The organism is Streptomyces sp. NPDC047002, assembly GCF_040704505.1.
Taxonomy (GTDB): Bacteria; Actinomycetota; Actinomycetes; order Streptomycetales; family Streptomycetaceae; genus Streptomyces.
The window spans coordinates 69,921-82,848 of the sequence record NZ_JBEYWC010000007.1; the positions used below are offsets into that span (position 1 = coordinate 69,921).

Annotated in this window: 12 protein-coding genes, 2 pseudogenes and 1 riboswitch; of the genes and pseudogenes, 4 read left to right on the top strand and 10 right to left on the bottom strand. The window is 71.9% G+C overall.

The window, feature by feature from the left end; translation table 11 throughout:
- Positions 1 to 9: 9 nt before the first annotated feature.
- Positions 10 to 216 (bottom strand): DUF2180 family protein, encoded by a 207-nt coding sequence (locus AB0910_RS09470; protein WP_366743955.1) that lies wholly within the window; start codon positions 214 to 216, stop codon positions 10 to 12.
- A gap of 148 nt (positions 217 to 364) precedes the next feature.
- Positions 365 to 442: riboswitch (Fluoride riboswitch) on the bottom strand.
- 880 nt (positions 443 to 1,322) lie between these two features.
- Between AB0910_RS09470 and AB0910_RS09475 the strand changes: the two genes are divergently transcribed.
- A complete protein-coding gene (locus AB0910_RS09475; RefSeq protein WP_366743956.1) occupies positions 1,323 to 1,901 on the top strand; it encodes a sigma-70 family RNA polymerase sigma factor in 579 nt (192 codons plus the stop codon).
- On the top strand, positions 1,898 to 2,881 hold the full coding sequence (locus AB0910_RS09480) for a hypothetical protein (protein ID WP_366743957.1): 984 nt from the start codon (positions 1,898 to 1,900) through the stop codon (positions 2,879 to 2,881). Before AB0910_RS09475 ends, AB0910_RS09480 begins: the two co-directional genes overlap by 4 nt.
- 107 nt (positions 2,882 to 2,988) lie before the next feature.
- On the opposite strand, the pseudogene AB0910_RS09485 reads toward AB0910_RS09480, so the two are convergent.
- Positions 2,989 to 3,304: pseudogene (locus tag AB0910_RS09485) on the bottom strand (hypothetical protein).
- Between the two features lie 185 nt (positions 3,305 to 3,489).
- Between AB0910_RS09485 and AB0910_RS09490 the strand changes: the two are divergent.
- Positions 3,490 to 3,699, top strand: coding sequence for a hypothetical protein (locus AB0910_RS09490; RefSeq protein WP_366743958.1), 210 nt, complete (start codon positions 3,490 to 3,492; stop codon positions 3,697 to 3,699).
- Positions 3,700 to 4,030: 331 nt separating this feature from the next.
- Here AB0910_RS09490 and AB0910_RS09495 read toward each other — a convergent pair whose 3' ends face one another.
- The 6 genes from AB0910_RS09495 to AB0910_RS09520 form a co-directional block, all read right to left on the bottom strand.
- The gene (locus tag AB0910_RS09495; protein ID WP_366743959.1) at positions 4,031 to 5,065 is read right to left on the bottom strand and encodes an iron-siderophore ABC transporter substrate-binding protein; all 1,035 of its coding nucleotides are present in this window, start codon (positions 5,063 to 5,065) and stop codon (positions 4,031 to 4,033) included.
- A gap of 189 nt (positions 5,066 to 5,254) precedes the next feature.
- Positions 5,255 to 6,496: a Dyp-type peroxidase gene (locus tag AB0910_RS09500; protein ID WP_366743960.1), complete on the bottom strand. Its 1,242-nt coding sequence runs from the start codon at positions 6,494 to 6,496 to the stop codon at positions 5,255 to 5,257.
- 53 nt (positions 6,497 to 6,549) lie between these two features.
- Positions 6,550 to 7,815 (bottom strand): iron uptake system protein EfeO, encoded by a 1,266-nt coding sequence (efeO, locus tag AB0910_RS09505; RefSeq protein WP_366743961.1) that lies wholly within the window; start codon positions 7,813 to 7,815, stop codon positions 6,550 to 6,552.
- Positions 7,802 to 9,463, bottom strand: coding sequence for an iron uptake transporter permease EfeU (efeU, locus tag AB0910_RS09510; protein WP_366743962.1), 1,662 nt, complete (start codon positions 9,461 to 9,463; stop codon positions 7,802 to 7,804). The genes efeO and efeU overlap by 14 nt, the downstream gene beginning before the upstream one ends.
- 247 nt (positions 9,464 to 9,710) lie before the next feature.
- The gene (locus AB0910_RS09515) at positions 9,711 to 10,100 is read right to left on the bottom strand and encodes a BlaI/MecI/CopY family transcriptional regulator (protein ID WP_366743963.1); all 390 of its coding nucleotides are present in this window, start codon (positions 10,098 to 10,100) and stop codon (positions 9,711 to 9,713) included.
- A 51-nt stretch (positions 10,101 to 10,151) separates the two neighbouring features.
- Positions 10,152 to 10,601, bottom strand: a complete 450-nt coding sequence (locus tag AB0910_RS09520; protein ID WP_366743964.1) for a hypothetical protein — start codon at positions 10,599 to 10,601, stop codon at positions 10,152 to 10,154.
- Between the two features lie 480 nt (positions 10,602 to 11,081).
- Here AB0910_RS09520 and AB0910_RS09525 point away from each other — a divergent pair, with 480 nt between their 5' ends.
- The gene (locus tag AB0910_RS09525) at positions 11,082 to 11,450 is read left to right on the top strand and encodes an STAS domain-containing protein (protein WP_366743965.1); all 369 of its coding nucleotides are present in this window, start codon (positions 11,082 to 11,084) and stop codon (positions 11,448 to 11,450) included.
- A gap of 125 nt (positions 11,451 to 11,575) precedes the next feature.
- On the opposite strand, the pseudogene AB0910_RS09530 reads toward AB0910_RS09525, so the two are convergent.
- Positions 11,576 to 11,767, bottom strand: a pseudogene (locus AB0910_RS09530) (nuclear transport factor 2 family protein); the annotation flags it as partial.
- 232 nt (positions 11,768 to 11,999) lie between these two features.
- A complete protein-coding gene (locus AB0910_RS09535) occupies positions 12,000 to 12,842 on the bottom strand; it encodes an NmrA family NAD(P)-binding protein (RefSeq protein WP_366743966.1) in 843 nt (280 codons plus the stop codon).
- Positions 12,843 to 12,928 lie beyond the last annotated feature (86 nt).

The following is a 12,928-nucleotide window of genomic DNA, read 5'->3' on the forward strand; positions in this document are numbered from 1 at the left end:
GCGGTTCCCTCAGCGGCTCTGCTCGGCCCGCGCGCACGTGTCGCACAGGATGCGCCGCGCCGTCAGCGGCAGCGTGGACAGGCCCATCCCGTGCGGCTGGTGCACGGTCAGCGGAAGGGCGTTCGCGTGGTCGGAGCACACCCCGCCGCCACAGGAGCGGCACGAGGCGACGGCCGGGGACGTCTGCTGAACGGACTGGCAGTCGTAGCAGTTCATCGAAGCTTCCGATCTCGTCCGGCGCCATGGGCGCACACGGCGGAGCCTGCACGCCGGAACGGCCGCGGAAGGAAGAGAGAGGGAGGACCAGGGGCCCGGGAAACGGTCGCCCACCTCCACCACGCCTCCTTCGACGGCACGCCCGACCTGTCGGTCAGGAGCCATCAGCCCGGGAGGCGGTTCGGGCTCCGAGGAGCCGCAGGCGGGATCCATCGCCTGCCTTCCAGTCAACATCCGGCGACCGCGCCGGTCAAGACGGCCGTACCGCGCCGCCCGCCGAGGGGCCGGACGCGGGGGCGGCCCCACCGCGGGCGCGTGCCTCTCCCGCCGGCGGCCGCGACCCGGTACCGTTCCGCATGTACACGGCGGTGGGACTCGTGGCGGGAGCTGCGGCATGGGGCTTTCCGAGTACGAGCGCCGCGAACTCCACCAGACCGAGCAGCACTTGACGGCCGAGGACGCACTGCTCGGCCGGCGGGCGCCCAGCCCCCAACCGACGCGGTCATCGTGCTGTGCGGCGAGCCGGGGCCCCTTCCCCCGCCACCGCGGCCCTCGCGCTCCGTGAGTCGCGCACCTGCCACGGTCCACGCCTTCCTGCCCACGCTCGACGAGCTGCTCACGGACGCCGTCGCCGCACTGGAGCCCCGCGCAGTCCTACGGCACGCGACACAGGGAGACGGGCCCCGGCCCTGAGACCACGCGGCCGCCCCCCGGTGGATCGGAACGCGGCCCCCGGACGGCCTCCGTACGCGCCCGCGGCAGCCCCACGGACGTCTGCGGCCGCTGATCTGCGAAATGTCACAACTGAAGGCTTCATGGGCACAGTTGAGCAGGAGGCAGAAGTGCTGAGGACCTATCGAGCAAGCGGAGAGAGGGCATGGAGCCTGTGATCGTCGCAGCGGCCGTGGCCGTAGCGGTGCGCGTCGTCAACGCGGCCGTGAGCATCACCGATCGACTGTCGAGCAGGGCGGTCGACATGGCGCGGATCGCCGAGACCGCGAAGACCGAGCGGATCCGTTGCGTCACGGGCCGGCCGGCCGTGGCGGCACGGGCCGGGCTGGACCGCCCGGTGCCGGTGTCGTCCCCCAGGGCGGGAGGTGCGCGACATGGAAGAGGGACTCAGGACTGACGTCAACCCGGATCTCGACCTGCCCCTCCCCCCGGAAGCGATCCCCACGCCGGGGATCGAACTGGCCGGTGTCCTGCACGACAAGCAGTACCCCGCCCTGGTCCGCTTCCTCCTGATGCACGGGGCGGCCTGGAGCGAGGCCCAGGACGCCGCTCAGGACGCGTTCACGCAACTGTGCGCACCAGGGGTCTCCGTCACCTACCCGCGTGCCTGGCTGCGCACCGTCGCCTGGAGGTCCTGGGTGAAGCAGCAGGTCAAGCTGGAGGAGACCTGCCCCGAGATGCCGGAGCCGCATCCGAGTCTGCGCTGGCAGACCCCCGACCAGGCCGCCGAACTGGCAGAGGAGGAACGCCGGGTGATGTTCCTTCTGCAGCAGCTTCCGGCCAAGCAGCGTGCCGCCATCGCCTGGCACCTGGACGGCTTCACCACAGAGGAAAGCGCGCGGGCCATGGGCACCACGCCCGCGGCCGTACGGCAGAACCTCGCGCGGGCGCGCACCGCCCTCAAACGCGGCTTGCGATGGGAAGGCGACATCCCCGAAGAGAGGCAGACGTGAGCGCCCGTCACCCCGACCACCCCGCCGACGCAGAGGAACGTCTCGACACGGTCCTGGGCGAGCTGCACACCCATCTCGGTATCGCCGTCGGCGATCGCCTCAACGCCGCCGGCGGCCCGCCCGAACTTCGTACCCCCGACCTCGCCCTCGACCGTCTGCTGGGCGCGGCCCACCGGGCGCTCGGCGGTGCCGTCGAAGGCCGCCTGAAGGCGGACTACGGCAGCGTCCTGGAGCTGCACCCGACGAGAGCGCAGGCCCGCCTCTCCCGTGAGGGCCCACTCGCCCGCCGCTCCCCGGCAGCCCGGATCAAGCACAGGGAGGAAGCACTGAGACTCGTACGCGCCTACTGGCCCGCCGACCTCGCCAAGGCCGTGCGGCCCCTTCTCGTACGCGCCCAGAGGATCGGAGAGATCGCGGACGCCACGCGCCAGGTGGACAAGGTCATCGAGGCGATGGTCGAACTGCGGAACGAGCTGGCGCCGCTGTCCCGGTTGCTCGCCCCGGCCCGTCTCCCCGCACTCCCCGCCGACCTGAACTATCTCGACGCCGTCGAGCAGCATCTCGCGCGGCCCGCCGATGCCCTCGCGCAGAGCCTGCTACGGATCCTGGAGTGCCTCGACGACGAGCTCGTCGTGCACGTCGACCGGCCTGGGGCCAGTGACGAAGAAGCCCTGATCAGCATGGAATGCACGGTGGAGGACCTCACTGACGACCTGGCGCACGCGTGCTCCGCCGCAGACCTTCTGGCACGCGCTGTCGGTCACGTGCAGAACGCCAGCAACGACTTCATCGGGGCCGACCTCAGCGCCGCCAAACTCGACGACGTCGTCCTGGAGGGCGTCATGTGGGACGCCACCACCCGGTGGCCCGCCCAGTGGGAGAGCCGCGTCAGCCGCGCCTCCCTGACATCCGACTACGCCGAGGGCGTCCGCGTGATCCAGGGCGAGCGCGCCGATTCGATAGCGTCAGCGCAGTCCTAGCAACGACTCCGCAGCATCCCCGCCGCCCCAGGCCGCCGCCACGTGCAGCCGGACATGGTCACGAACACGGGGCCGACTGCGTCGACCGCTCGTTCAGGTGCGCGCGGTCAGATGGCGCCCAGGTCGACTGTGACGGAGAAGGGTGCGGCAGTCTTGATGGCGCCGGTGAACATCTCGCCGTCCCTGTACGCCTAGGCGGACGTCGAAGTCCGTGTCGGCGTTCCAGTCCGGGCCCGCGGCGGCGTCCAGGGCGTTGGCCAGAACCCTGGCCAACCGGCTGTGGCGCTTGGACGCGCTGGGGCTCACGACGACCATTCCGTCCACGATCTCGATGCCGGCGCACTGCTCCTCGGACCAGGAGTCGTACTGCTCCGCGCTGATCTGTGCGTGCATCCACGCGGGCGCCACCATTTCGGCGGTCATGGCGTACCTCCTTGGTCGAGGGTGTTCGCCGGATCCGGTGCTGCTGGAGTCAGCGTACTGTTCGCGGCGCGGTGGGGAGCCGCGTCGCGGCTCCTGGGGGGCGTCGGCTCGCAGCTGCCGCCGCCCTCGCGCGAGCCGCCCTCGCGTGTGCGACACGCGGCCGCCCGGGGGCGGAGGGCTGTCCGTTGCTCTCCGCGACGAGCGGGCCGGTGCCGCAGCGCATCGAGGCCCTGCTGCTGCCCGAGCCCACGGCCCCGCGCGGACGCGTCCAGCGCGCACGCGCCGCCGCCGCCCTTGCGGGGACGGTGGCCGCGGCCGCGCTCGCCGCCCTCGCCCTGGCGTACGGCTTGCACGAGTACGTGGAGTACGCCTCCGCCGCCGTACGCGGCCGCTGAACCACCGGCGCGGAACCCGTCGCGGATCAGGCGAACCACGTTCGGCGCCCTCCCGCAGGCGGCGGGACCGGCTGGCGGGGCACGGGGGCGCGGGGGCATGGGAGATCGACGGTCTCACGCGGCGACGCGTCAGGACTACGCAACTGTAGACGCTCGCTGGGACGGCATGGGTTCCGCCGGCGGGAAATCCGGTGACCGCCGCGCGTCAGGCGGGTGCGAGCGCGAGCGCGCGACGTCAGCGGCCCGGTCCCCGCCCTGTGCGAGCAGCGCGCATGCCGACCGCGGCATGCCCTGCCTCGTCGTGAACGGGCGTGGCGGTCCCGGAACCGGCTCAGTCGCGCAGCGCCTTGGCGAACAGGGGGACGGTCTTGTCGATCGCGTACCCGATGGACAGCGCGGAGTCGGTGGCGAAGGCCTGGCTGATGTCGTGGTTGCCCAGAACGACGGAGTGGCCCTTCTGCACCGCGGGGACGGTCTGGAAGAGTCTGTCCCCGGAAATCTTCTGAGGGCCGACGCCGATGGGGGCCATGACGACGAGGTCGGCGTCGAGCATGTTCAGGTTCTCGCGGGAGACGTTGATGAAGAAGTTGCTCCCGGCCTCGGCCTCGACCTTGGGGTTGTTCCGGAAACCGAGCTTCTCGACGAACGAGACGCGGCTGTCGCCCTTGACGTAGGCGCCGTACCCGTCGCCGCTGAGCGCGCCGACCGAGATCGTCTTCCCCTTGAACTCCGGGTGCTGCTTCGCGGCGTCGGCGAACTTCTTGTCGACGCCCGCGATCAGCTTGGTGCCTTCGTCCTTCTTCCCGAGGGCCGCGGCGATCATCTTGATCTGCTCCTGCCACGACGTCTTGTACGCGTCTCCGTCCTTCGGCACGTCCACGGTGGGCGCGATCCTGCTGAGGGTCTGGTAGCGCTTGGAATCGCCGCTCGACTTGGTGTCCAGAATGAGGTCGGGCCTGAGGGCCGCGATCTTCTCGTAGCTGGGTTCGAGGGTTCCGATGATCGCGGGCTTCTTCTTGTACAGGCCCTTGGCCCAGGGGCCCACGCCGTCCCCGCCGAAGGCCAGCCAGTCGCTGGCTCCGACCGGCTGCGCGCCGAGCGCCAGCGCCGTTTCGGCGTCGCCCCAGCCCAGGGCGAGAATCCGGGTCGGCTTCTTGTCGACGGTGACGTCGCCGAACTTGGTGGCAATGGTGGCGGGGAAGGACCCGCCGGAGGAGGACGAGCCGGTCTTCGCGGCGGAGGACGAGGAGCCGCCGGACGAGGAGGAGCACCCGGCGAGAACGGGGGCGACCAGTACGGCGGAGACCAGCACGGACACGGTCCGGGTGGCGGCGGAGCCCCGGAGGGGGCGCGGAGAGGTGAGCACGGTTCGCAGGCCTTCACATTCGGTGGGGGACGGGACAAGGTGGATTCGACGGGACAAGGTGGATTCTCGGACATCGCCGCGGGGGCCGTGGCGTCCGAGGGGCGGGGTACGCGGCACGGCCCCGGCGGAGGCGAGGCTGCGACGACTGTCCCGCGGTGCATGGCGCTGCCCCTCCTCGGTGTCGGACGGCTAGTCGAACAGCGACTGCCCTATGTAGGCCCCGGGCTTCGGCGCAGGCGGGACCGCGAAGACGGCTGAACCGATGTGCGAGATGTACTCGTTGAGCCGGTCGGACGCGCCGAGCTTCTTCTGGAGTGCGACGAAGTGCGCGGGGTCGTTCATGTAGGCGAGGAACAGGAGGCCCGCGTCGAGCTGCCCGTACTGGTTGATCCCGTCGGTGTAGTTGTACGAACGCCGCAGGATCTTGGTGCCGTTGTTCGCCTCGTGCGCGGCCAGCGCGATGTGCGACGTCGGATCGATCGCCTTGGCCCCGCCGTGCGTCGCGTGGAAGTCCGGAGTGGTGTGTTCCGTACCTCCGGACAGCGGGGAGCCCTCGGTCTTGGTGCGGCCGATGACGCGCTGCTGGTCGCTGACGGGGTCCGCGTCCCAGATCTCGATGTTCATCTGGATCTTGCGGGCGACCTGGTACGTGCCCCCGGCCATCCACCCCTCGTCGGCCCCCGCCCAGACCCAGCGCCGGTAGTCGGCATCGCTCTGGATGTTGCGCGTACCGTCCTTGAAGCCGAGCAGATTGCGGGGGGTCGCCTGGTGGGGGCCCGCGGCCGCTCGGCCGAAGCCGAGGACGGTCCAGCGCACCGCGGCCCTGCCGCGTGCGATGCGGGCGAGGTCGCGGATGGCGTGGTAGGCCACCTGCGGATCGTCGGCGCACGCCTGCAGGGAGAGGTCACCGCCGGTCAGGGACTCGCTGAGGTGGTCGCTCGGCAGGGCGGGCAGGGCGGCCAGGCGCGAAGGACGCTTCCCTGCCAGGCCGAAGCGCCCGTCGAAGACACCGGGCCCGAGCCCGAGGGTCACGGTCAGCGAGGCGGGGCCGAGGTCGAGGGCCTCGCCCGTGTCGCCTCCCACCCCCGTGCCGTGTGCCGGTTCCACGACGCCGACGGTGTCGCCGCCCTGCAGCCGGGCGATCGAGGCCGACCAGGTGGCCAGCAGCACCTGGAGGTCGGTGGCCGTGCCCGTCGACGGCAGGTCGAAGGTCATGAAGACGCAGTAGCGCTGCGGCTCCGTCCGGACCCCGGCCTGCGGCGCCGCCGTCCTGGCCGCGTAGAACGGGTGGCGCCGGGAGAGGTCGATCGACTCGCCCGCCGGCCGCACGGGGCCCTGCTGATGGTGGAACAGGGCCTCGACGCCGGCGAGGGCGCCCGCGCCCGCTCCGGCGGCGGCCAGGCCGCCGCCGAAGAGGGTGCGCCGGGACATACCGGGACGTGCGCCCCGCGGGTCGTTCGCCCCGGACCGGTCGTGAGGCGTCGTCACTGTGCGGTCGCGACTTTCTGCGCGAGCTGGGACAGCGGGTCCTGCAGCGCCTGGACCGACTGCGAGATCTCCTTCGCGTGCGCGGTCTTGGTGGCGGCGTCCCATCGGACGTATCCGCCGAGCGCGGTGGAGTCGCGGAGCTTGCCCATGACGGTGTCGACGTCGGTGAACCGCTTCTGGATGGTGGTGGTCACCGTCGGGTCGATCTTCTCAAGACCCGGCTGGAGGTACGCGAACGCCTGGCGTGCGCCCTCGACGTTGGCGGCGAGGTCGGCGAGGTCGATGTGGCTGAACGCCTCCTCCTCACCGGTGATCTTGTTCGACTGCACCTCCTCCAGCAGTCCTGCCGCCCCGTTGGCCAGGTCCTCGGGCTTGAACTGCAGCGTCGGCGCCAGCTTCTGCAGCGTGGTCACGTTGGTCACCAGCTCGGCGGCGAGCTTCTTGGTCGAGGGCGTGATGGCCCCGCCCTTCCACAGGTCGCGCTCGATGGCGTGGAACCCGTGCCAGCCGACCGGCGGGTCGAGGTTGGAGGCGCGCATGTCGACGAGGTAGTCGAGGTTGCCGGCGTTGTCGGTGGGCTGGAACCCGGGCTTCACGAACCCGGCCACGTCGGACTCGACCTTCTCGTAGAACTGCCGGGTGCCCGCGTAGTCGGTCTTCGCCTGCTTGAGGTTGCCCGCGTCGATCGAGGCCTTGAGCGCCTTGGCGCCGCCGAGCAGGTCGTTCAGCCGCGCGGTGACGTAGGTGTCGTAGCCCTTCGCGCCGTCGGCGAGCAGCCCGGCCGTGCTGCCGCTCGCGGCCCTGGCAGGCTTGCCGGTGACGGTGAAGTCCGTCAGCTCCTTCGTGGCGCCCGGGCAGTACAGCTGGTACTTGCCGCCGCCGAGCGTGGCGGTGAAGGAGACCGGCGCGAGACCGGGCGCGAGGTTCTCCTTCTCGCCGACTATGCGCTGCTGCTGGAGCAGTTCGAACTCGATGATCCCCGTGGCGGACTCGTTCTTCACCGTGAAGGTGACCGGACCGGCCTTCGCCGTCGTCGTGTTCGCCTCGCAGACGTCTCCCGAGCCGCCGCTCCTGAGCGTCACATCGACTGCCGAAGCACCTTTGGAGGCCCCGGCCGATGCGGTGCCGCTCGGCCCGGACGCCACCTCCGACCCGGAGTTCCCCGACGAGCAGCTGACGAGGGTGAGCGCGGTGAGCACGCCGACGGCACCGATGGCGCTGCGTCTGCGAGTTGCTCTGAGAAGGCGGTCAGTGGCCGACATGGTCTGTGCTCCTTGGAGGTTCTTGCGACGCTTCGTCGCCGGTGTGGGTGGAGTCGGCGGCACCGGACGAGGCGCCTGCCGCGTCGGCGGGCCCGCCGGCGTACGCCGCTGTCCTGGCCTGCTTGCTGCGTGTCCGCCAACCTGTCAGTGCCAGCCCGAGAGCCGCGGCGCCGAGGGCGACCGGCAGCCAGGCCCGCCACAACAGGCGTTCGTGCGCGGTGACTTCTCCGGCCGCCACCGCTTCGCCCGTCCTGGCGGCCACTCCACTGGGCACGGACCAGTAGGGCTGGGTCAGTGTCAGTGTGCGGGGCTGGGCCAGGCCGCCGCCCGTCAGGGTCAGGGTCGTCTCGTCGACGCGGCGGACGTCGAGGATGCCGTGGTGGGCCGCCCACAGCGTGGTCGTCGCCCTCGTGTCCCAGACGGCGTGGTACGGGCCGGGGTTCTGGGTGTTGGAGATGCCGACGGGGACGCGGCCGAAGAGGGCGGCCAGTGCGCCGATGGTGAGCGTCGAGGGGTGGCCGTCGTCCGCTGTGCGGGTCCGGTCGGTCCACTGCTCGGCCGTCACGCCCAGATGGTTCGTGACGGTGCGGGCCGAGGCCGCGAACGCGAGGGTCCGCGTCGCGCCGCCCTCGCGCACCGCGAGGGACGCGGACCCGCCGTGTGTGCTGAGCGAGGCCGTTGCCGCCTTCGGCGCCGGTGTGCGAAGGGGACTTGTCTTCCCCGCGCTGAGCTCGATCGTGCTCGGCACCTCGGGCCGGCCCGCCGGCACCGCGAGCGGCAGGGTGAGCGCGGCGAGCGCGGCGAGTGCGGCGAGGGAGAACTTGACGGCGGGGACCCTGGCGGGGCTCGGCCGCCAGCGCCGCGGCCACACCGCGACGGCCAGCACCGGGATGACGTAGCAGAGCCAGGCCAGCGCCTCGATCGCCCGGGGGTCGGCGGGGATGCCGAGCACCCCGGTGATGAGCGCGGAGCGTACGGATCCGATGGGCGAGAGCCAGGAGAGGTCGACGGTGTGCTGCTGGCCGATGTCGATCCAGCCCGCACCGCGCGCGGTCCTGAACGCGGTCAGCAGCAGGCCGCCCGCGACGAACACCAGGAAGACACCGGAGATCTTGAAGAACTTGGCCAGGTTCAGCCGGGTCCCACCGGCATAGAGGACGTAGCCGACCACGCACGCCACCACGATGCCGATGGCGGCGCCCAGCGCCGCGGAGCTCGCACTGGTGGAGGCGTGCAGGGTCGCCAGCAGGAACACCGCCGTCTCGAAGCCCTCCTTCACCACGGCGAGGAAGGCCATGCCGGCGAGGGCCCAGCCCGTTCCCTTGGACGCCGCGGCCCGGGCAGAGCCTTCGAGTTCGGCGCGCAGCCCGCGGGCGTTCCTGCCCATCCAGACGATCATCCCTGTCACGAACGTGACCGCGACGAGGCCGATGACCGACTCCATGCCCTCCTGCTTGGACTGGGGCAGTGACTGTTCGAAGGCCTGGAGGGCGAGGCCGACGCCGACGGAGATCAGGACGGCGAGGGCCACCCCGCACCACATGGGCCGGCGGGGGATGCCGTTGCGCCGCAGGAACGCGGCGATGATGCTCACGATGAGGACGGCTTCGAGCCCCTCGCGCAGCCCGATCACGAAGGTGGTGAGCATCAGGTGCCGCCCCGGTGGAGGGTTCTCACGGTCAAGCCCACTTTCCTTCGCGTTACCTTCGCGCCTGAACTCCTACAAGCGGTGTAGTTCCATAAGGATAGCCATACCTAAGTTGTGGCGGAATAGGGGGAGCCGAGACGCTGAGTGGTACGCACCACTCCGGGGCCCCCGGCGGCCGAGGTCGGCGCCCCCGCTCGCCGCACGGTGCGGCGGCCGGGTCGGCGCGCGGCACTTCACGCCGGGTGCTTCACGCCTCGTCGTCGGTCAACTCGGCCAGCAGCGCGCGGAGTACCTCGGTGGTCTCCTCGTCGAGGCCGGAGACGAAGTGGGCCAGCACGGTGGAGTGGTCCGAGCCCCCTTCGAGGACCCGGCGCATGCGATGGGCGGTCATGCTCGCCTCGGCGTCCGCGGCGTCGATCCCGGCGAGCCGGTAGGCGAAGCCCCGCCCCTTGGGGGCGCGCGTCAGGGCCTGCTTGGCGTACAGGCGGGAGAGCGCCGTCAGCACCGTGGTGTACGCGAGGCCGGATCCCAGTGCCTCCTGCACCTCGGCCGGGGTCATGGACCTGTCGGCCGCCGAAAGGCAGTCGATGACCTTCTGCTCCAGAGCGCCGGGGGAGCGGCCACGTCGGGGAACCATATCGCTCTGCCCTCTCCACGACCGGGCGAATTCTGCGGGCGCGACGTCACTTTACTTGCCGCGGGCGCCAGGACCGCCCCGCAGCACGGGATCCGGCCCGTGCGCTCGCGCAGCGGCCCCACCCGCCGGCACGCGCTGTGCGCAGGTGCGGAGCAGCCGGGGCGGGGCGCCCACGGCGACCCTCCAGGAGCCGGGAGCTGACGTGCGGTCGGAGTCGTGAAGCAGTACGGTGCCGCCCCCGCGGAGGGACGTCACGACGGTGTCGTGCACGGGCTGCGGGGTCGCGCCGCGCCGCCAGTCCGCGCCCCAGGCCGTCCACGGGACCGGGCGCGTGCCGAGCGCGCGGCAGGACAGGAGCGCGGGCGTCGTCAGCACGCCGCAGGGCGGCCGGTGCCAGCTCGGCGGTGTGCCGAGCGCATGCGCCGTCAGCTCGTACGTCCTGGCCAGGTCCACCGCGGCGGCGCGGGGCCCGCGCGACGCCGAGTCCGAGCGTCGGCACACTCCCCGCTGCCCGAAGGCGCGTCCTTCGATTACGACCCTGCCACGCGCCCGCACCGGCGAGCGCGGCCGTACGGTGCGGGCGCGCGCCGCGGGCGCTCTCCGGCGCGCGGCGGCCCGGCGGGGTGCGTACGGGAGTGCGTGCCCGCGGCGCCCGCGGCTGCCGCGATGGCGGCGGCGGGACCCGCGTTCCACGGGAACAGGGCGAGTCCGAGAGTCTCCACCCTCCTGGACAACTCGGCTGCCGCGCCGTCGTGGCCCGCGCCCACGCTTGCCGAGACGACCGTGACGCGCCGCTTGGCGCAGGGGCCGGGCATGGCAGTCGACCACTCCGTACTACAAGGGGCATGCGCGCGCTCGCGCTTCGGCCGCAGTCGAGACGCGGCTGCCGCGCTGTCGCCCTGTCGCGCTTCGGGCCCCTCTGGCTGCGCGCTGCCCGGGAGGGGCACGATGGCTGTACACCGTCGGCACGGGAGCGTTCTGATGTCCGAGATATCCGACCTGACCCTCGCAGTCCACAGCGTCCGCGGCGCCCGCGCCGTGGTGAGCGTCGAGGGCGACCTCGACCTGAACACCGCGGGGGAGCTCTACGCGAGGGCCGGAGCCCTGCTCGCCGCCCAGCCCCTGATGGTCATGGATCTGTCGGGAGTGGCCTTCTGCGACTCGTCGGGCTTCAACTCCCTGCTCCGCCTGCGCCGTCGGGCCGACGAGGCAGGCGGGCAGCTGGTTCTCGCCGCGCCGCCGCCCAACGTGGCCCGTCTCCTCGCCCTCACCGGCGCCGAAGGGGTGTTCGCCGTCTACGGCACACGGAGCGAGGCGCTCGCCGCCCACCCCGTGGCGGACGACGGCTGACCCGGCACGGCGAGCCGGCGGGCGTGCTTGCGCCCCCGTGCCGGGCGCCCCATCCGCGGGGCCGGGGAGGGGAGTCACCTCCCCGCGGCGCCGCGGCTGCGTCCGGCCGCCGGGGGCTCGGCCGGTCATCCCACGGCGTCGAAGACCGCGACCGGGTCGAGGTAGTCGCGCCAGTGGGTCACCTTGCCGTCGGCGACGGTGATGACGGAGATGAAGCGGTTGTCGTAGCGTCGGCCGGTGCGTACGTACGTGCCCTGCACCTCGTACTCCAGGACCACAGTGGACTTCTCCGGGTCGAGGTGGACGCGGAACTGTCCGCGCTCGACGCGTTCATGTAATCGCCGTAGCCGCCGTACAGGTCGATGATGCCCTGTCGCCCCTGCACGCGCCGAGGGTAGCCGGGCACGGAGATCACGTACTCGAAGACGACGTCCTCGGCGAGCAGGTTGAAGTAGTCCTCCCCGTCGACAAGGTCGGCCAGCCCCTCCTTGATGAGGTGAAAGAACGCGCTGAGCGCTCCGAAGAGGGCGGTGTCGGCGACGTGCTTGGTCATGTTGGCTCCGTGGCGGTCCAGACGGCGGCGTTGCGTTCGGCGAAGGCGCGGAAGGTGCCTGCGGGTCGTCCGGTGACCTTCTCGACGTCGTCGGTGGGCGTGGAACCGTTGCCGGAGACGACGGCTCCGGTGAGCCAACGCAGCATCACCGCGTACGGCGCGGGAAGGCCCACGGAGAGCGCACCGGCGATCCATGCCTCGGAGTCGAGATCCTGGTACGCGACGGGGCGGCCGCTGACCTCGGCGATCGTCTCGGCGACCTCCTGGAACGTGAGGGCCTGTGGTCCCGTGAGCGCGTACCGCTTGCCCGCATGGGCGCCGGGACGCGCCAGGGTCTCCGCCGCGACGGCGGCGATGTCGGCCGCGTCGACGAACGCCTCCGTGTTGCCGCAGCTCGGCACCGCGAGGACCCCGTCGACCAGGGGGAGGTGGTCGTCGCTGAAGTTCTGCATGACCCAGGCCGGACGCAGGACGGAATGTGTGAGGCCCGGCCAGCCGGCCAGGTGGGCTACGACCGCCGCGATGTCGATCTCCTCCGGTGCCGCGTCGGCGTTGTACGTGCTCAGGTAGGTGACATGGCGCACGCCAGCGGACTCCGCGAGATCGAGGAACCGCGCCACCTGGGCCGCGTAGGTGACCCGTACGGTCGGGGTGACCAGGTAGACGGAGGCCGCGCCGTCGAGGGCGATGGTGTGGGTGGCCGGGTCGTCCCAGTCGAAGCGTACGTCGCTTCCGCTGCGCGACGCGGTCCTGGCGCGCAGTCCCCGGTCCGCGAGGAGTTTCGCCACGAGCGAGCCGCTCCTGCCGGTGCCGCCCAGGCGGTTCGATACGCCCTCCACGTGGGCGCACGGCCGGGCACACACGGGCGGCGGGCCCGCGGGCCGGCGTGCCCGTCTCCCGGATTCCCGGGTTCCCGGATCAGGAA